Origin of the sequence: Photobacterium sp. J15 (assembly GCF_963870815.1) — a bacterium.
Lineage (GTDB): Bacteria > Pseudomonadota > Gammaproteobacteria > Enterobacterales > Vibrionaceae > Photobacterium > Photobacterium marinum.
Genome location: NZ_CAWMUI010000001.1, coordinates 1,480,544 through 1,500,399 on the forward strand (window position 1 = coordinate 1,480,544; position 19,856 = coordinate 1,500,399).

15 protein-coding genes are annotated in these 19,856 nt (G+C 38.7%); 8 read left to right on the plus strand and 7 right to left on the minus strand.

Features of this window, described 5'->3' with window-relative positions:
* Nucleotides 1–109 precede the first annotated feature (109 nt).
* Nucleotides 110–871 (plus strand): sulfite exporter TauE/SafE family protein, encoded by a 762-nt coding sequence (locus tag AACQ93_RS06920; RefSeq protein WP_064606553.1) that lies wholly within the window; start codon nt 110–112, stop codon nt 869–871.
* Nucleotides 872–957: 86 nt separating this feature from the next.
* Here AACQ93_RS06920 and AACQ93_RS06925 read toward each other — a convergent pair whose 3' ends face one another.
* Both AACQ93_RS06925 and AACQ93_RS06930 read right to left on the minus strand, forming a co-directional pair.
* The gene (locus AACQ93_RS06925; protein ID WP_064603168.1) at nt 958–2,148 is read right to left on the minus strand and encodes a class I SAM-dependent methyltransferase; all 1,191 of its coding nucleotides are present in this window, start codon (nt 2,146–2,148) and stop codon (nt 958–960) included.
* Nucleotides 2,149–2,293: 145 nt separating this feature from the next.
* Nucleotides 2,294–3,694: a methyl-accepting chemotaxis protein gene (locus AACQ93_RS06930; protein WP_064603172.1), complete on the minus strand. Its 1,401-nt coding sequence runs from the start codon at nt 3,692–3,694 to the stop codon at nt 2,294–2,296.
* Between the two features lie 102 nt (nt 3,695–3,796).
* On the opposite strand from AACQ93_RS06930, the gene yccX reads away from it, so the two are divergent.
* Nucleotides 3,797–4,069 carry an acylphosphatase gene (yccX, locus tag AACQ93_RS06935; protein ID WP_007462410.1) on the plus strand — a complete coding sequence of 91 codons (273 nt, stop codon included), beginning with the start codon at nt 3,797–3,799 and terminating at the stop codon, nt 4,067–4,069.
* A gap of 33 nt (nt 4,070–4,102) precedes the next feature.
* Here yccX and tusE read toward each other — a convergent pair whose 3' ends face one another.
* Both tusE and AACQ93_RS06945 read right to left on the minus strand, forming a co-directional pair.
* Complete coding sequence (gene tusE / locus AACQ93_RS06940; protein ID WP_007462412.1) at nt 4,103–4,432, minus strand: sulfurtransferase TusE; 330 nt, start codon at nt 4,430–4,432, stop codon at nt 4,103–4,105.
* A 140-nt stretch (nt 4,433–4,572) separates the two neighbouring features.
* Entirely contained in the window at nt 4,573–5,229 is a 657-nt protein-coding gene (locus tag AACQ93_RS06945) for a Bax inhibitor-1/YccA family protein (protein ID WP_064603175.1), read from the minus strand.
* Between the two features lie 529 nt (nt 5,230–5,758).
* Here AACQ93_RS06945 and AACQ93_RS06950 point away from each other — a divergent pair.
* The 6 genes from AACQ93_RS06950 (at nt 5,759) to AACQ93_RS06975 (ending at nt 14,848) form a co-directional block, all read left to right on the plus strand.
* On the plus strand, nt 5,759–6,331 hold the full coding sequence (locus AACQ93_RS06950; protein WP_064603181.1) for a recombinase family protein: 573 nt from the start codon (nt 5,759–5,761) through the stop codon (nt 6,329–6,331).
* A 90-nt stretch (nt 6,332–6,421) separates the two neighbouring features.
* Complete coding sequence (locus AACQ93_RS06955; protein WP_064603184.1) at nt 6,422–6,628, plus strand: hypothetical protein; 207 nt, start codon at nt 6,422–6,424, stop codon at nt 6,626–6,628.
* Nucleotides 6,629–7,116: 488 nt separating this feature from the next.
* Nucleotides 7,117–9,240, plus strand: a complete 2,124-nt coding sequence (locus AACQ93_RS06960; protein WP_064603190.1) for an ATP-dependent nuclease — start codon at nt 7,117–7,119, stop codon at nt 9,238–9,240.
* Nucleotides 9,241–9,252: 12 nt separating this feature from the next.
* Nucleotides 9,253–11,322 (plus strand): UvrD-helicase domain-containing protein, encoded by a 2,070-nt coding sequence (locus AACQ93_RS06965; protein WP_064603193.1) that lies wholly within the window; start codon nt 9,253–9,255, stop codon nt 11,320–11,322.
* 1,641 nt (nt 11,323–12,963) lie between these two features.
* Entirely contained in the window at nt 12,964–13,908 is a 945-nt protein-coding gene (locus tag AACQ93_RS06970; RefSeq protein WP_064603196.1) for a hypothetical protein, read from the plus strand.
* 640 nt (nt 13,909–14,548) lie between these two features.
* Nucleotides 14,549–14,848: a hypothetical protein gene (locus AACQ93_RS06975; RefSeq protein ID WP_064603199.1), complete on the plus strand. Its 300-nt coding sequence runs from the start codon at nt 14,549–14,551 to the stop codon at nt 14,846–14,848.
* A 192-nt stretch (nt 14,849–15,040) separates the two neighbouring features.
* On the opposite strand, the gene AACQ93_RS06980 is transcribed toward AACQ93_RS06975, so the two are convergent.
* From AACQ93_RS06980 to AACQ93_RS06990, 3 genes are all read right to left on the minus strand, one after another.
* On the minus strand, nt 15,041–16,702 hold the full coding sequence (locus AACQ93_RS06980; protein ID WP_064603201.1) for a recombinase family protein: 1,662 nt from the start codon (nt 16,700–16,702) through the stop codon (nt 15,041–15,043).
* A 479-nt stretch (nt 16,703–17,181) separates the two neighbouring features.
* Nucleotides 17,182–18,414: an amino acid ABC transporter substrate-binding protein gene (locus AACQ93_RS06985; RefSeq protein ID WP_157097522.1), complete on the minus strand. Its 1,233-nt coding sequence runs from the start codon at nt 18,412–18,414 to the stop codon at nt 17,182–17,184.
* A gap of 242 nt (nt 18,415–18,656) precedes the next feature.
* On the minus strand, nt 18,657–19,682 hold the full coding sequence (locus tag AACQ93_RS06990; protein WP_232323293.1) for an SPOR domain-containing protein: 1,026 nt from the start codon (nt 19,680–19,682) through the stop codon (nt 18,657–18,659).
* Nucleotides 19,683–19,856: the final 174 nt, after the last annotated feature.

Here is a 19,856-nt window from a genome sequence, read left to right on the forward strand (position 1 = left end):
TATTGGTTCTTAGCTACTTCGAGATTTGAAAATACAATTATTCTGCGTTAAAAATCATCAACACAGTGTAAGAGCTACCTATTGTCGCTACAGGGATTTTGTAATGAATATGGACATTAGCTTGTTTCAGGTCGGATTATTGATGGTTACCGGTTTTTTAGCCGGTATTATCAATACTCTCGCTGGTGGCGGTTCGAATTTAACGTTACCTGCACTTATGGTGATGGGAATGCCAGCTGAAGTCGCCAACGCGACCAACAGAGTCGGGGTGTTGCTTCAGAATCTGGTTGGAGTTAGAGGATTTAAGAAACACGGTAAGCTTGAGACTGATGATACGGTGCCGATACTGATACCGAGTATTATCGGGGGCTTGCTGGGGGCAGCCGCCGCGGCTTATGCGCCATCGGTATGGATAAAACCACTACTGCTTGGCACTATGCTGGCAATGGCGTTAGTAATGTTAATTCGGCCGTCTGTGGTTGCCCCTGAGCCTGGAACGCCATGCCGAAGAGTTAAGAATACTCCTGCGTCATGGTGGGGACTTGGCTTAGCCGGCTTTTACGGTGGTTTTGTTCAGGCTGGTGTCGGTTTTGTGCTGTTGGCGGCGTTAGCGGGTACATTAAGGTATGACTTGGTAAGAGCCAATGCGTTGAAGATGCTTTGTACGTTGGTTTTTACCCTGGCATCGGTGATTCTGTTTGCAGCAGAAGGATTAATACTTTGGCTGCCCGGGCTGATTTTGGCGTTAGGTACGATGTTCGGGGCTCACATTGCGGTGAAAATGGCGATTAAAGCTAAACCGGAAACATTGAAGTGGTTTTTGTTCATCATGACTTTGTGTGGATGTATCGCAGCTATGTTAAGTGATTAGCACAGCAGTTATAGCCGTAACTAATGCAGATATAAAAAGAGCCTGACGACTGCCAGGCTCCTTTGTGTACTTTGGTATTGTAGCTGTTACTTAACGTAGCAGGCGAAACCTTTCAGGTAGAAACCTTCCGGATAAGCACTATCCAGCGGGTGGTCTGCCGCCTGGCTAAAGCGTTCGATAAACTGAACTTCGCGGTGAGCATCCAGTGCTGCGTCAGCAATGATCTTCTGGAACAGGTTATTGTCCATCAGGCCAGAGCATGAGTAAGTCAGCAGTGTGCCGCCCGGATTAAGGATTTGCATTGCCAGCATGTTGATATCTTTATAACCACGGCAGGCACCAACCAGCTGAGATTTCGACTCTGCAAATTTTGGTGGATCCATGATCACAACATCAAACTTCTCGCCACGCTCACGGTAGTCGCGAAGTAGTTTGAATACGTCTGCATTAAGGAATTGCGCATTCTCAACCGGCAGGCCGTTCATTTCTGCGTTCATGCGAGCTGTGTCCAGTGCAGGCTGTGAAACGTCAACATTCACAACTTCACTCGCTCCGCCTTTAAGCGCGTATAGGCCAAAACCACCAGTGTAACAGAAGCAGTTCAGTACACGCTTGCCATTGACATATTTCACGGAGCCCTGACGGCTGTCACGCTGGTCAAGGTAGAAACCGGTTTTGTGGCCACCAACGATATCAACGTTAATATTCACGCCGTTCTCTTCGATAGTCACGAATTTAGGCGGCTCTTCACCATGCAGAACACCAGTGCGCTGCTTAAGGCCTTCTTTCTTACGAACAGATACATCAGAACGTTCGTAGATGCTGCATTCCGGGTAACAGGTCTTCAGGGCTTCAACCAGTGCGTCTTTTTGTGCTTCGGCACCGGCACTCAGAAGTTGGCACACCAGGAAGTTCTGGTAGCGGTCGATAGTGATGCCCGGTAGGCCATCAGATTCAGCGGCGATCAGACGGTAACCTGTTAGGCCGTCACGTTCAGCCAGGATGTCACGCAGGCCCTGAGCTGTTTTCAGGCGGTTAACAAAGAAATCAACATCAACGGCTTCTTTCTTGTTGAAAGTCCATACGCGAACACGGATCTGCGATTGCGGAGAATATGCACCGCGTGCTAACCATTCGCCTTTGTGATCAAAAATATCTACGGTTTCACCAAGAGATGGTTTACCTTCAATACGTTGAATACCACGTGAAAATACCCAAGGATGGCGGCGGCGAAGTGATTTTTCACGGCCTTTAACCAGATAAATTGAAGCTGTCATGACATGCCCAGTATGGAGTTCAGAATGGTCGCGTATTATGTTGTCCGCAAAGCAGAAAAGCAAATATATCTTGCTCGCAGAGCAAGAATATAAAAAAGGGTGTACGCGTTGGTACACCCTTTAGATTTAGCTGTTGCTCATTAATTTAAGCTCTCAGGCCATTCATTAGTGACTCAAGGACTTCAGACTGTTGGTTCAGGCGCTCGATCTCATTGGCAGATTGACTGATAGCTTCATTAATTTTGCTGGACTGGCTGCGCACTTCTTCTACGCTTGATGCAATATTGTCTGCCACTGCTCCTTGTTGTTCAGCTGCGGCTGCAATTTCAGTGCTTCGATCAGAAATCAGCTGGTTGCGTTCGGTCATCTGGCTAATTTCGCTGTCTACCGAATCCATCTGCTGTTCGCTGTTCTGGGCATTGTTAACAGTATCTTTCATTACGCTCATCAGCGTCTGGCTGTTCTGTTGTAATGCTTCGATCATTTGCTGGATTTCGACAGTTGCTGTCTGGGTTCTGCCAGCAAGGGTACGCACTTCATCGGCAACAACGGCGAATCCGCGGCCTTGTTCACCGGCACGGGCCGCTTCAATTGCGGCGTTTAATGCCAGCAGGTTTGTTTGTTCGGAAATGCCGTTGATGGTAGTTACGACATCGTCAATTTTAGCTGCATTACTGTCGAGTTCGGCAACGGCATCAGCAGCCTGGCTGATTTCATTACTCAGTTGAGCGATAGCCCCACGTGTTTGCTCAACCTGAGCTCGCCCTTGTTCAGATACACGCTGAGCCTCTTGTGTCTGTAGGGAAGTTTCCTGAGCATGCTCGGCTACTTCACGAATAGACGTTGCCATTTCTTCAGTTGCGCTCGCCAGTGAATCCAGGTGTTGCTGCTGACCTGAAGACAGGCTTTCGCTTTCATGGCTGCGCTGGCGTAGGTTACTGCTAAGCTGCTGCATCAGGGCGATGGCTTCCTGGGTCGCCAGAACCAGTTTTTGTTCGCGTTCACTGACTTTATCGATAGTGATTGCCAGTGTGCTGAATTCGTCCCTGACCTTGAAGAAATTAAGGCGATTAGTTAAATCACCGTCAGCAAGTGCCTGCAGGGCTTTATTGGTGGTAAACATCGCACCGCCGATGAAGGACATGATGTAGTACACAGTCGCCAGAGCCACAATCAGTACAATGGAGGCAAGAGTGATTTGTAGTGGTGAAAGGTAGCTTAGTAAGCCTGGTAGCTCGGTTGCAGCGATTGAATAGTTCATTCCAGACACTGGGGCTGATAATTCACCACTGCCAATTTGGAATCCGGTTTTTGCCAGCATGAATGCGGCATCAGATTGGTTTATTTTGTATTCGGAAAGTAAATTTGACGTTGCATTTAATTGACTGGTCGTAATTTCAATACGTTGTTCATTCGCGGCATCAACTAAAATTGCACTGATGCTCAGCATAGCAATGATAGGGAGTATGAACAGAAGATAGAATTTTTCCTGTATTGTTATATTAATTAAATACTTATCGATCCATCGAAAGGCAACTTCTTTCATTTTATTATCCTATGCTGTAGCAAATGAGTCATGTATCAGGCGTTTTTAGGAAACTGATACAAGGGAATTATCGAATAATTTGCGGATTTCTTGAGGTGATGGATGTCACAAATTTGTGTAAAAGCTTTGATAAAAGGAATGGTGCAGGGCGTCGGTTTTCGATTTCACACCGCACATCAAGGATTAAAGTTTGGTTTGACGGGCTACGCTAAAAATTTGCCGGACGGTAGTGTTGAAGTACTTGCCTGCGGTCATGAAGAAAAAGTAAATCAGTTGCTCCGTTGGCTTGAGGACGGACCAAGAACATCGAGGGTTGATAGCGTCGAATCAGAAGAAGTTGAATGGCGCCATGTAGACGGGTTTGAAATTATGTAGAACCCGGAACTCAGTTCCGGGCTCTGACTTGCATTAGATGCATTTTACCGGTTTTGGCAGTCCGGCTAGTTTTGTTGCTTGTTTAGCCGGGCCTTTAGGGAACAGCTTGTACAGGTAACGTGAGTTACCTTTTTCTTCGCCGTACTTCTTAGCCATCGCTTTAACCAGCATGCGAATAGCAGGGGAAGTATTAAACTCTTTGTAGAAATCACGTACAAAGTGGACAACTTCCCAATGCGCTTCGCTCAACTCGATACCTTCTTCTTCAGCGAGAAGGGGAACCAGCTCTACAGACCAATCATCAACATTCTTCAGATAGCCGTGAGCATCGGTTTCAATTTGTTTACCTTCAAATTCAAGCATGGTACGCCTCGATATTTGTAACCGAGCAAGAATAGAGACTAAGTATTGAAGCTGCAAGTAAAAGTGTAGGTTGAGCGATTTCAGATACAAAAAAAGCGCCAGATAGGCGCTTTTTAGTAATTAAGAGTAACAACTTTTTATTAGTCGTCGCCGCCCATCACACCAAGAATCTGAAGCAGACTCAGGAATAGGTTGTAGATAGACACATACAGAGTAATTGTTGCTGAGATGTAGTTTGTTTCACCACCGCGAATAATGCTCTGAGTTGTCAGCAAAATAGCAGCAGACGAGAACAGTACGAACATACCGCTGATAGCCAGAGACAGCATAGGTAGCTGCAGGAAGATATTAGCAATTACAGCAACAATGATTGCGAAGAAACCAGCAAACAACATACCGCCAAGGAAAGACAGATCACGTTTGGTAGTTAGAGCATAAGCTGAACATGCAAGGAACGTCAGTGCGGTACCGCCAAGAGCCGGCATGATGGCATAACCAAGACCAGCACCAATATACAGGTTCAGAATAGGGCCAAGGGTATAACCTAAGAAGCCGGTGAAGGCAAAGGCGAATACCAGGCCAAGGCTGCTGTTACGGTTTTTCTCAGTCAGGAACATCAGGCCGTAGAAACCAACGATCGTGATAAGTAGACCAGGATGCGGAAGGTTCATTGCCATAGCAAACCCTGCGACAACAGCTGACCATACCAGTGTTAGTGACAGCAGGAAGTAGGTATTGCGTAAAACTTTATTAGTGGATAACGATTGACGCGCTTCGTATGAAGTAGAAGTAATCATTAATTGACCTCGTTTAATTGATATCTGCCTGATTCTGTTTTAATCAGATGTTCTGATTCTACAAGATGTTTCATAATGTTGTTAGCTCTAGCATATCCAACACCTTTAAAACTCATGACACCTCTAACAGACGGATTTATCTTATGTGTCCTTATAGCATGTAACACATCATAATGGAGCACACGGATTGTAACAGAATTTGTACTTGTATCAGTGAATACCATTTCTGTCTGTTGTGATGGTTGTAGAACAGTTATTGATGTTGTCTCACAAAATTGTTTCTGTGTAATTGTACAGTGTGTTAGTTAGTGAACATTTGTAGATGCGCAAAGTAAAATTCCTGAATTTACAAACTTACAAGTTAAGTATTGATAAATTCAAATTAATACATTGCTGGTATCAAAATACATTCGTTTTGTGATACCAAGCAAACAAAGTCCATATTGGTATCATAAAGTGTCTTTTGTAATAAATGATACCAGTGGTATTATGATACCACATTAAGTGATACCAAATTAGGGAACGAACCATGACAGCACGTAGGTATGCGTATTGTAGAGTATCAACTACTGAACAGACTGTAGAAAACCAAATTCTTGCAATTCGTGCAGCTGGTTTTGAAATTGAAGACCATCGTGTCATAAGTGAAACGGTAAGCGGTTCTACTAAATCAATGAAACGTGAACAGTTCAAAATGATGGTTGAACATAAACTTGAAAGAGGCGATACGCTGGTCGTTTTGAAATTGGATCGTTTGGGTCGAGATTCGATAGATTGCCAACAAACAATTGAATTGCTAATAAACCGTGGGATCAAAGTTGTTTGTCTTGATTTACCTATTCCAGACCTGTCGAGTGCTGAAGGAAAGTTGATGTTGCAGATGTTCAGTGCATTCGCCGAATTCGAGCGAAATCGTATTAGGGAACGTACTAAACTTGGACTATTACGAACGAGAGCTGAAGGCAAAAAGCTTGGACGGCCTGCTGCAATTGCAACAACGGAACGTGTTCAAGTATGTAAATCGCAAGGGTTTTCACAAAGCAAAACTGCACAAGCATTGGGAATTGGCATTGCTACGGTAAAACGTCACTGGAATAAGTAGCACATGTATCAACAGTTATTATTAATGATAAACAATGAGTTATATGATAGAAGTGATTATATAGTTTGATGGTCTGAAGGGTTGTGAATTATGTATGAACCACTTATTGCAAACCCACTACACCGCAAAGCACATGTAATGTTGGTTGAACGTGGTTTACGACCAACAAAAGAACAAATGAAAAGTGAAGAAGAATTACAAGCTTTCATTTACACCGCAACTTATTTAGTTGAACAAAATGTAAACCGGCCTGAACGTCAAGCAGAATGGAAGGCTTATCTAGAATCGTTGAGGTGAAATAAGTTAGGTGTGATCTGTCAGTTTGCATAACACAGGGTGATTAAATCTGACAGATTGCTCTAACATGAAAATGCCCCGAAACGTGTTTAGATAGCAGTAAACCTCTATGAGAATAATTTGGTCAACAGGTTGTTGACCAAATTCAGGATCACTCATTCGCGAAACAAGCTGTTTCGCAATTTGTGCAGCAGTTTGTTGCACAATTTTGCAAGAGCCTCTTGCAAAAACGAGCTGACAAGTCTCTGCCCCCATACGCGTTAGAGCGTATACTCGATCGCATTCGGTTGATTCGAGTTTGACCTACCAAAAGTTATCCTAACTAGCTTATGAATCGAAGCAAAAGATTGATGAAAATTGTCTAGGAGAGCGGGTGCAGTCCACAACGTAGAAACAAAGTTCTATGAGAACTATTTCACATACTAAGTCTTCTGAATGAGTTACTTTTAGCCATATTTTTTGCACATTACGGTTAGGTAAAATAATTCATGTATCTAAAGTCTCTTAAAATAGAAAACTACAGGAAGTTTGGTTCCGAGGACAACCTAATAGAGTTTGTCACCCCTTACCACGAAGCTGAATCGAAATCAGTATCAAATGCAACAACACTTATCGTCGGAAAAAATAACGCAGGTAAAACGACAATCACAGCAGCTTTAAAGCAAGTGGTTAACGACGAATTATTGTCAGGCAATAAGTTCAACTACAACTACTTAAGGGCATTATTAGAATCTTATAACGAGGAATCGATAAGAGATAAGAAAATTTCCTTACCTTATATAAGCTTTACGTTGACAATTGGACTAGATGCAGACCCTGATATATTTTCAATAAATAATATTAGCGACTTTATCGATGTAGATGACTTTGAGAAACAAGATTCAGATAAGCTTATTGCAGTCAAAGTAAAGTATGAAGTGAAAGAGGAACTAGAGTATATATCTTTAATAGATAGTCTTCTGAGTAAAAGTAGGGATAAAAGTTTATCTGATGATATGAAGTTTAGAGAATTCATTGCACTAATTAGCAATGACGTCAAGTTCGTAAAGAAATTCTATGATGTAGAAGGTAACGAGGTTTCAGATAGTAAGTTTAGAGTAAACGAGTTAATTGATATAAAGATCATTAATGCCAATCTAGATGACAATAGTAGAACATTATCAGATGTCTTTAATAAAATTGTAAAATACAAGTTAAATACTGATAAAGGCAAGAGTAATCGTGAGATTATTGAAGACAATATTGTCAAAATTAATAAAGATATGACCAAGATGGTTGGAGCTGAGCATAATAGTTCTGTAAACGATGTAGTTGGCTCAATAACTGATAAGAGTAATATGGAAGTTAGCCTTAGATCTAACCTAGATTTTGCATCGATGTTTAGTAAACTCATAGACTATGAATTTAAAGAGAACGGAAATTATATCCCTGAAGATCAATTTGGTTTAGGCTACAAAAACTTAATGAAGATCATTGGCCAGTTGATAGACTATATTGAAAAGTACGACTTAGAAAAAATACACCATAAAGTTAATATTATCTGTGTTGAAGAACCAGAAAATTATATGCATCCTCAAATGCAAGAACTTTTTATAAAGAACATTGACGATGCACTTAATCTGTTGTTGAGTAAGACAAAAAAAGAAATCAACAGTCAACTAATATTGACTACACATTCATCCCACATATTAAATAGCAAAATCCATACATCGAACACCTTCGATAATATCAACTATCTAACTAGTTCAAACAATGGTAACACAAAGAGTATTCCATTAAGTGATACAAGTATTACTGGAAACTCAACGGCAGAGGGAAAAGAAAACGCACTAAAAAAAGACGACTTGAATTTTTTAAAAAAACATATCAAGTTCAAAGTTTCAGATATATTCTTCGCTGATGCAGTAATACTAGTTGAAGGAATAACAGAAGAGCAAATATTAAACTTGCTAATTTCCGAAATAAAAGAGTTGAGCAAGCACTATATATGTATATTTAATATAAATGGAGCTTTTGCCCACATATACAAACCTTTAATCGATAAATTAGAGATACCATGCTTAGTTATAACTGACATTGATATTAAAAGAAAGCCAGAAGAAAAAGGAGAAGGTGAAAACAGTTCTTTCGCCCAAATTACTTCTCTTGTAGATAGAGAAACTACAAATGAAGTCATAAAAACTTATATTTGTGGAAAAACTTCAAGTAAAGAAGAAAAACAGCCTGTTAAGTTACCTGCTGATTTAGATTATTATGAATCAGAGAATGGTAGATTTAAGCTTGTATATCAAAAAGATGAGATTGAAACGTACTATCCTTCAAGTTTTGAGGAAGCATTTATTCTCACAAACTATAATAATCTTATTTTAAATGAAACTCTCAAAGAGCTAAAGCCAAATATTTATAATCGTATAGTAGGTAAAGAGGGAGAAATTGATTATAAAAAAAATAAAAGCAGCTCCTATGAGTGGCAGAAAAAACTGAGCAGTAGTAAAAGCGACTTTGCTAATACGCTCATATACCACATGCTTTCTTCAGACTCAGAACTCCCTAAGATGCCATCATACATTGATAGTGGGATTAATTGGCTTAAGTCTAAACTAAATGCTTGATTGGAGTACGTAATGGAACTATCTATTGAGAATTTAGAAAAAGTAGAAGACGAAAAGGCTTGTCAAAGTCTTATAGACAGAAAAATTGATGCTATGAGTGACTTTGTCTTTGAAGCAGGAGCTGGATCTGGTAAAACTTATGCGTTAAAAGAAAGTATTAAATATATTCTAGTTACGAAGTCAAAACAACTAAATGCAAATAACAAAAAAGTTCTTTGCATTACCTATACAAATGCGGCTTCTAACGAATTAAAATCTAGACTTGGTAATACTAACTTAGTTGAGATCTCAACAATTCATGATGCTCTTTGGGGTATTATTTGTAATCAGAAGAAAGCTCTACGTAATGTCCATAAAAATAAAATTTCTAGAGAAATAATTATTACAGAGAAAGATTTTTTAAAAAAAGATGGCGGAAAGGTTTACTCTTGGTTTAAAAGCCAAAACAATGTTTCGATCAGAAAGGAATTTATTCAGAAGATATTGAGTAAAGACTTTCTTGATTTGTATTATTCAAGAAAAAGAGAAAAAAAAGTAAAAGAGTTCAAAGATGAAGTTGAGTCATTTGGTTATACATTCAATAAAAATCAAGGAAAGTTTGAAAGTACTGTTTACTACGTTAATAAAATTTCAAAACTAATACGTGCCAAGGATAAGTTGGATAGAGAAAATAATATATTGGTAAAGTATGACTCCAATACCAATAGGGACGCTCTACACAAGATGAAGTTTAGTCACGATACATTGTTAGAGCACTCGCTATCTATCTGCAATGAATATCCTTCTATGCTTGATATTATAATAGATAAGTATCCATACATATTCGTTGATGAGTTTCAAGATACCAGTCCGACAGTCATTAGTCTTCTAAGTAAGATTTCAACTAGAGCCAAAGAGCGAACACGGGATATGTGTATTGGGTACTTTGGTGATCCAATGCAGGCAATATACAGAAAAGGAATTGGTAGTAAAGTTCATGGCATTCACAACGGACTTTACACTATAAACAAGCGACACAACCGAAGGTCTTTCAAAGAAGTAATAGAAGTGTTTGATAAATTCAGGACAGATGATCTATCTCAATTCTCTATTTATGATGATTGTGAAGGAGGTTCATTCGAATACTACTCTTGTAAATTAGAGTCCGGTGATAAGACATCTGATTTAGTTAAAGAATTTCTACCTGAAATTAAAGATAACCTAGAGTTAGGTGAAGATGATAAAATATGTTGCTTAGTATTAAAAAATTCCACAATATCTGAACTGGTAGGATTTCCGAATCTTTATAGATCTTTTAGCAGACTTTTTTATCATGAAGATGCATCTAAACTTATAATTAGCAACAATATTAACAACTTAGACCATTTTGTAAGATGTGTATATAACATAATCAACTTTTTATATAAAAGTGAGATTACAAACAAGTCACTTAGATATTTTATGGGAAATACTTCTAGAAATATTACTCTTAAAGAAAGTCTAAACTATATCAAAGAAATTAGGAGCATAAAACTAGAGCGAGATGTAAGCTTGTCAAAGGTAATAAACGATGTCCTGTCAAGCTACAGCTCCTACTCTAGATTATTACAAGAGAATATTGAGGATTTGTTTTCTACCTGTAACGGTGAGTATAATTTAGACCAATTCATTAATAACTCTGTGAAAGAAGTTTCCGAGTACTTGTTTAAGGATATTGACGAAGTAAATGAAATAATTCTTGAAGTTCTCAGCTTAAACTTAGAAGAGTTTATAAAATGGTATGAATACTTAGATAAAGATATCAAAAGCAATGAGGTCTTTATGACTTGTCATAACTCAAAAGGTCTAGAATATAAGAATGTTGTTGTTTTTCTAGAAGAGCGGTTTGAGAGAAAGTCAGATTACATTTCTGCATTCTTTGATGACACTGATAATGAAGAATACCGAAGCAGAAGAAATCTACTCTATGTTTCCCTTTCAAGAGCAATCAAAAACTTGATTGTATGTTACTTGTGTAATGATGAAGAATCTGCAAGTAAACCGCGTCTATACTTCGGTGAACCTAAAAAGTGGGTATTAGATAGTAGATTGTCTACTTCATAGAAGATTGTGAAGTAGGAGTGCTGAGGTGCTCCTACTTCATTGAAATTGAATCCTCTGTAGTCTTTTTGAGATAGTCAATATATGTGTGAGGTTAATCTAGCTTGTTCTTTAAGGCATTGATTTCCAAGTGACTATACTCGTCCCATTCTCCCCGTCACTATTTATCAAAATAGGCTTGTTAATCATAGGTTTACTATGTGTCTGTTAGGAAAAGTCTGGGCAGTCCAGTGGGGCACGGAAAAATTGCAGCGCAACTAACAATCGTTGGGACTTTGAGATACATTTATTTGTGCGAGTGAGTGAAGTCAAGCAAATTACTCCAACTCAAAATTGTCCAAAGACTTGATAGAGATGACAGCTCATTTTGGGTTAAAGTTGCTTGATTTTGGTGGTTCATCCAATATCAGATATGAGTCTGTTTATTTGAAGTGATAATTTGCAAAATTCAGATATAAATGAGCCTCGTTTGTAAATGTACGAACGAGGTTTTATTTTTTGCAAACTTTGAAAATTACAACTTTCAGTTATTGCCCCTATAACATTTAATAACTAAATCAGATATTCTTCACTATTAAAATAAAAGCGAATAAATATGGGTAAGTAAGGTTGACTTGATAACTGTATGGTCAATATAATAGCTACATGTTTTGTGAATATTAATAATTTACAATTTGAGAGAGTGTATTCTCTAACATGTAATCGAATTTGTTGTATTCTTGCAATTAAAATTAATGGTGGGATTTAAATCAGAAAATGTAGCATCACTAATAAGGAGTCAGCATAGCAAATATGCGCCATTTTCCGCGCATTTAACACATTTGACTATAACACTAGCCAGATTGACACATATCCTTTCCTTATCCATTCTAGACGCCTTACTTTCGATTTCTTCATTGTTCTGTAACATCAGGTTTATATTTTAGTTTATCCATTAACTAATTAAATTTAATAGGTTGATAATGAAGGCTTTTGATGAAATGCACAACGCATTTTATAGCCGTAAGACTTTTTACAAACTTCTATTTACAAATAATGCAAATTTACAATTATTACGTGAAATGTATGCGACTGGTTACTATACAATGACATAACATTGCAAAAATGTGGGGTGTAGCACAGGGAGCAATTTCACAGCAACTGTCAAAATGAAGAGAAAGAATGTATTTCAGGGGCGTCTAATGTCATTCATTACTAGAAGTTGTCTTACTTTCGTTTTTTGGACAACGCTGTCCCATTTTTGTCTTTAAGTGATTGATTTGTATGGTTTTTATTGATCTCCTTGTTAAATAAAGACATTTAATAGAATTAATACTAAAAAGAGAAAAACAAAGTAATTAACGGCGTAAGCCGTTGTTAGGGGCGTAGCGACTAACTGAAATATAGGTAAATTGATAAATGTTAGTTACTCACTTCGTTCGTAACTGCTTCGCGAATTATTGTTTTCTAACAGAATTAAAAACAAAGTAATTAACGGCGTAAGCCGTTGTTAGGAGCGTAGCGACTAACTGAAAATCACAAAATTATAAACACATTTATGAAACTGTCGAAGTTTCTTATTGAGTCGCTACACATCAAAAATGTAAGTTGGCATATTTAAGTGAACGGCTTGAACCAGAAATTGAAATTGTTAAAGGAACTATTATGGGTGCGATTTTTGAAAAAGAAAAATACAATAAATTCACCAATGCAATAAATTTAGCCCATTTTGCTGCAAGGTCTAAGGAGTTGCACAAAGACAAACTTCTCATTGAGCTATATGAACGTTACAAATTTTTTGATGATTGCCTAATTGATATAGGTACAGGTGAATTAATCATTGATTACAAAAAAGGTATACGATATACCGAACCATTTGATTTGTCTGAATGGAAATATGATCTTGATAGAAGTTTTGCGGTTAATGATGATTGCCTAATTGATATAACTACAGGTAATGTAATCTTGGATTTCAATAAGTTTAAAAAAAGAACAAGACAAAAAAAAAGGAAATTTGCAAATTCGCATAATACACAATTCAAAAAATACGATGAATCAACCAGCGAAGAAGAACTGAAAAAAATATGTAGTGGTAATTTTGATAATCATCGCTCAAACATAGAAGTAAGCAGAAAGTTAATTGATGATCTCTGTATAAATAAATCGATCACGCCTACAGAATCAAAAAATCTAAAAATACTTTGTGAATTGATACAGCGCAAGAATGTTTTCATTATGGAGAAAGAGAGAGTTGAAAAGAGATTTTCTAATAAGCAGGTTAAGTTAACTCGTATTTTAAATGCACTAAGAGATAAAAATTGTCTAAGGTATCAATCAACCGGATTACATCAAAAAGGAATGATTAAAGTGGTCATAAATCCGTCATACGCATGGAAAGGCGATTATCTTGAACGTGAAATAGAACGGCAGCTATGGTTCCCTGTACGGAATAACATTCTTGATTCTGCAGTTAGAAAAATTATTGAAAGTGATATCAGATATACAGCTGTAAAGTTAGATTATTATGGAACAAGTAAATTTGCAAAAAAAGAAACAATAGGAGGAGAAAAACTTGCAAACTTTGGAAATCATCACGACAAAGTCGCATAACCGTAAAGAATTTAACATCAGGAGAAAATGAAATCAGATTCAAAATGACAAGTAATTTTAAACCACTATTTGAAAAATGGCGTATAATTTTTCATTTCACAGATAAGTGCATTTACATAGGAATATTGTACAAATAAAATAGTCGTGAATACATTTCGTAATCGTTGCTGCTGTTCAATATAGTCGTATTATTAACGGTTATTGCTGGTGTAGTAGGTGTATTTCGGGTGTACCGTACAGCGGTAGTATCTCCGCATGATCGAAAAACAGGTGCGATTAGAGAGCGTCTGAGGGCGTCTAAGAGTGGTTTAAGTAATCAATCAGCTAAAAGTCCAAATTGGCATATTCAAAAATAAGGGGATATACCGCCTTTTTATATAGATTAGTTAGGGCTTAATCTGTCAGTTATCAAATCAAGACATCATCAGAACTGACAGGTTACTCTTATAGGTTGATCTTTTTTAAATTCACTCTTGCCCCAAAGTGTGTTTCATCAACTTTGCATCACGCAAACATGAATAGTTTGCGTTTATTACTAATGTGACATGCCTCAAACCTATTTGTTTATCAAATCGATTGGCACTTACAGCTTACCACCGCTATCTTTAAAATTCGGAACCGTGCAAAAGGAGACTGTGCAGTGAGTAAGAAAAATCCATCACCTGAATATGAAGCAGGCTATACCAAACCAATATACCATCACGAAACTGGAAACAAAATTGCTGGTGCATCAGCAATGAGTTATCGCGACAAATTAGCTGGTGGGAGAGTTCAACAAGATCATAAACAACAAGCACTTGGTTATAATGTGGCTTTAAGTCAACTTAAACCAGTAATTGAATCATATGAACAACGTGTTAACTCAAATCAGACAGTGATTGATTTACAAAATCAGCTAATTCAAAATTTACAGAAACAGATAGCAGACTCTCAAAAATAGTCTTCTCAAATCAAAGCCTCAACACTCAGAATGAGAGCATACTAACTAAAGTGACGGTTCAAATGTTGAGCTGTCACTTCGTTTTATTAATTAGAATAATTACATCTTTTCGTCATTTTTGTAAAAATCGACTTAAATTTTAAGCTTGATGCGATAGAGTAGTAGACGGGGAGTAATCCGCGTTTATAGATTTTATAACATATGAAGATAATCATAATCTGATTTTGACTGGTCGTTACTTAGTTCAGTCTTGTTTTTGTCTTCAATGTAAATTGAACCTGATTTATTTCTGCTTGTTGTGACCATTTCAACCGCACCATTTTTAAAGTGAATTTGGTGCATTCGCGGCACTCCTTTGATTTTCTCATCATCCACAACAATTTTTTTAATAATCATTCTAAGGTTAGCCTGAACCTTTTGACGTTGGTTCCAATCTGGTGTGTTACCATCAAGTTCGCAATCCATAAGGAATGAATCTAATTCCACATTTTCAAAATTTGGAACAGCAACACATTTAATCATTTCCTCTTGGATTTTTTGTTCAATCTCTTTCATTTGTTTTTTGTAGGTGCGCTTTAGAATCATGAAATCTAACATATCATCCTCATCAAGTGCACCTTGTAACTGTTTCATGATCATATCATGTTGTTGCTTTTTTAATGCTAACTCTGAACGATATGTATCGATCATATTTACACTAGATTTATTATTCAAAACAGCATGTAAATTAATCTGCCTAATGTGTTCCATTATTGCACGTTCAAACATCATGTATTGAATAGTAGCGTGTTTACAACCTGTCTTGTTTAAGCGTCCATTACAAGCAAGTGAATATTTTGATTTAGTCCCACGACCATCACCCGACGATCTAAAACCTAATCCCATTCCGCACTCACTACATTTTAGCAATCCAGTAAAAAGGTTTTTTGTTTTTCCATCTTTACCCGTTGTTTTTAGACCTTTGTTGATTTTACTTTGAGTTCGCGAATTTATAATTGCTTGAACTTTTTCAAAATCTTGAGTGCTAATAACCACTGGAAAGTAATTTTCTCTGATAACGGTTGGTCGATTCTTTGTTTTTGATGTATAGCGACCTGTTACCGATCTGTTTTTCATATACCGAAGTACTGATTGAACATTCCATGAAGTTTGTTTTTCTGTAAGAAATTCATCTTCGTGATGTTCTTTAAGGTAATTTGCAATTTTGTTACTTGAGTAGCCAACAGCTGCAAGGCTAAACATAGTTTGCAAAAGTTTTACTTTGTTAGGAATGGGCAGGATCTCTGTTTTGTCTTGGTTATACTTTAACCATGCTGGCAGACCATGCCCCATGATCGTACCTTCGTTCACCAATCGCTCAAATTTGTCGTCATAGGCTTTTGTAACGTGGTAAGTCAGCGTTTCAACATATGCATTTGCTTCATTCAGCAAAAGGATGATAGGTAAAAAAACACCCATATCATCTATGTTATCGTTTGTAAGGATTTTACCTTCTTTTACCGTTGCAATAGCTAAACCTGTGCGCAGGATCGGCTTGATAATGTCTGTTATTGCATCTGTTGTTGGGAGGCGGCTTAAACGGTCGAATTTTTCAACAAGCAAGATACGTTTGTGAGGGGCTGGAAACGTACCGTCCTTGAGCATCTGAAGGATTTCACCAAGTGCGCCGCCTTTGATGTTTTTCCCTGTATAACCTGATAAGCCTTTATCAACGAAACCCAGATCATCAAGTATATACCCGTTTTTGTCTATGAATCCTTTAATTGCATCCGACTGTCTACGTAAGGAATCGCCCTCAGCCTGTTGTTTTGAACTGAATCGTTCATATGGAACAACTATGTTTCTTTCGGTCATGCAATCACCTGTTATTGTTGTTTTTTTACAATTATAACAAGTACTTATAATTTGCGTCAATCGTTACGCAGGTTCTTATTGGTTGAAAGTACGCTTTCGTAACCGGTGTTACGACTCACAATACGATCGTTCATAAATTCTCCCCTCAGGGTTAGTTATGGTAATTGCAGTTAAGACATATATTGGGGTATTCACATATAAATGCAAGTCACCAATACGCACTTGGGTGATTAATGTACGCTCATATGCCCAGGTTAAGTATTTGACAAAGATGATACTTAACAAATCCTTAGCTTAGATCTAAAAGTTGTAAATGAATGTTTCAATTCGAGTATGGCTCACAAAAAAATAATCTATTCGTACTTTTTTCAGCTGGTTGCGCTTTTATATGGTGAATAAATTACCAATAACAAAACGAGGAGCGCCGGTCGGCAAACTCCTCGTGTTCATTTTTGCATTCAAACGGTGACAATATGTAATTATCGGAATGGAGGAGCGTACATGATTCCGCCATCGCGCCAGAGAGCATTAACGCCACGCTTTACTTCAAGAGGGGAGCTCATACCAACTGTGCGTTCAAAGCTTTCACTGTAATTCCCGACTTGTTTGATAACCTGATAACTCCAGTCATCTTTAAGCCCTAGCCCTTTCCCTTTCGGACCATCTAAGCCAATTAGGCGACGGATGTTGGGATCATTGGAGTTTTTCATATCGTCCACGCTTACTGATGAAATACCCAGCTCTTCCGCGTTGAGCATCGCATACAGAGTCCACTTCACAATGTTGAACCATTGAGAATCGCCCTGGCGGACAACAGGGCCTAATGGTTCCTTAGAGATTATTTCCGGCAGGACGATGACTTTTTTCGGATCTGGCAAATTCAGGCGCAGGGCATACAGCGCTGACTGATCTGTTGTCATGACGTCACAGCGTCCGGCTTCAAAGCCTTTAACCGTTTTGGCTTCGGTATCAAAAATAATCGGTGTGTATTTCATTTCGCGGAAATGGAAATAGTCGGCGAGATTCAGTTCAGTAGTCGTTCCAGCCTGAACACAAATACTTGCTCCATCAAGCTCAGTAGCACTGTAAACCCCAAGGCTTTTCTTAACCATAAAGCCCTGACCGTCGTAATAGTTCACACCCGCGAAATTTACACCGAGGGCAGAATCTCGGTGAAGAGACCAGGTTGTATTACGGGCTAACAGATCGACTTCGCCGGACTGTAGTGCGGTGAAACGTTCTTTAGTCGTAAGCGGAATATATTTAACCTTGCTTTTATCGCCTAAAGTTGCCGCAGCAACAGCCTGACAAAATTCAACATCGAGCCCTTCCCATTCACCTTTGTCATTTGGGTTAGAAAAACCTGGCAGCCCGTTACTTACACCACATTTTACATAACCTTGCTTTAATACTTTGTCTAATGTGCCACCGGATGTTGATGATTTGGTTTCGACTTTTGGAGCTTCTGCCAGTTGTTTTTCTAGGGTGGCAATTTTCTTTTCAAGGGCTTTTATATTATCAGCACTGGTGCTTGAGCTTTTACTTGCTTCTGCAGATGCCTGCTCTGATTGCTCCAGCTGTTGCTCCAATTGTTGAATTTTGCTTTCAAGGGATTTTATTACGGCTTTGTCTTCAGCACCGCCGTTGTCACAGCCGGAGAGTAAAAATGCCATGGTCGAAATAGCGAAAATAAACCTGATCGTTTGATTCATAGTTACGTCCTGTCATTTTTGTATTTATGGAGAGAAACCTGTGTAGGCTTAACTCTCATGTAGGGCATTGATTGCAACAACTGTCTGTAATTCTGATTAATATTCAGTATAGGAATAGTTCGGAATTCTTCTAGTAATCGGCGAGATGAGGAGAGATGTGCTTTGAGTGAAAACTTGGGTAAATAAAAGCCGGACTCGAATGAGGCCGGCTATGATTCTGGAGTAACTCAGAGGCTAATGGCTTAACTTGCTTCGACAACACAGGTTGCATAGAGCAGGGCAAGCGGACGATAGTCATCGGGGCGGCCACTGCGAATGTTCAAGGTCCTTATTTCACCTGAATACGTGTTCAGGGTATTGCTCCAGTAGTTGGCTTTAATCGGCCAGCGATGTCGCAGCAGGTAGTGCTGGCCATGGGTGTGGAGATACTGTAGCTCAGCAATGGTCGGTAACCTCAGGCCGAAACGTTTGCACCAACTCTCGGCTGTCGTGAAGTTAACTTTTGACCAGTAGATGTTTTGTTCCCGAACAAACATCGGCGGCATTTCTTCAGTCGAGTTGATAGTCATCGGGAGATGATATTTTAAGTTGTTGAAAGTGAATGAGTAGATTGATGAGTTGAGTATGACTCTGTTCTCCACCAATACACTGCGCTTATCAGTTTCGGCTTCCTGTTTAACAGGTTTGGGTGTTTGAGCTGTGGGGTTTGCCTTAGGTTGCGTTTTTTGAATAGGCGGTTCTGCTTGCTTTTTGGGCTCGGCTTTCGCAATAACTTCTGGTTGGCGAGGTTTTAGGATTTTAGCCGGTAGTGGTGTAATCAGCCCTGCTTTTCCGGTAACAGTAATTTTATTGGCTGTTTGACGGATAAAAGCCTTATCAAAATTGAAGCGTGTTAACTGATTTTGTGCTTCTTCTGCCAGTCGTTGATCGTCGAACGGGCCGATGAGGCAGCGATATTTATCACCGTCTGGAACCAGATAACTATTGTGAGGGAAAAGCCGATTGATTGCTTTGGTCAGGTTTTTACTCGGGAGTGATTTACTATAGTTGCATTGAAGCCAAAAGCTGCTTTCTCTTTCATCTGGCTTTCTACCCCAGAGGCCTTTACCAATGTCACATTGTGGATTGAGAAACTGCCATCCCGAGTCGGTGCGTTCAATCTGGCACTGTGCTGTATACTGCTCTGATGCAATGGCATTGGATGAGCTGAGCATTGCTATAACAGATAGCAAACCCCAAAGGCGCTGTTTGTTTTTTGGACAGATCATTGTGCTTTAAACTCGGTGAAAATGCTTACGCTGGTATACCAGAACATAAAAGGTGTCACAAAAAAGTGAAACATCAAACATAAGTATATAAATCTATGATTATTTATGTTGAATTTGAGGCCTCGCGCAAAAATTATTGAGTATCAGTATTACCCTGGAGGCATATGGTCAAAC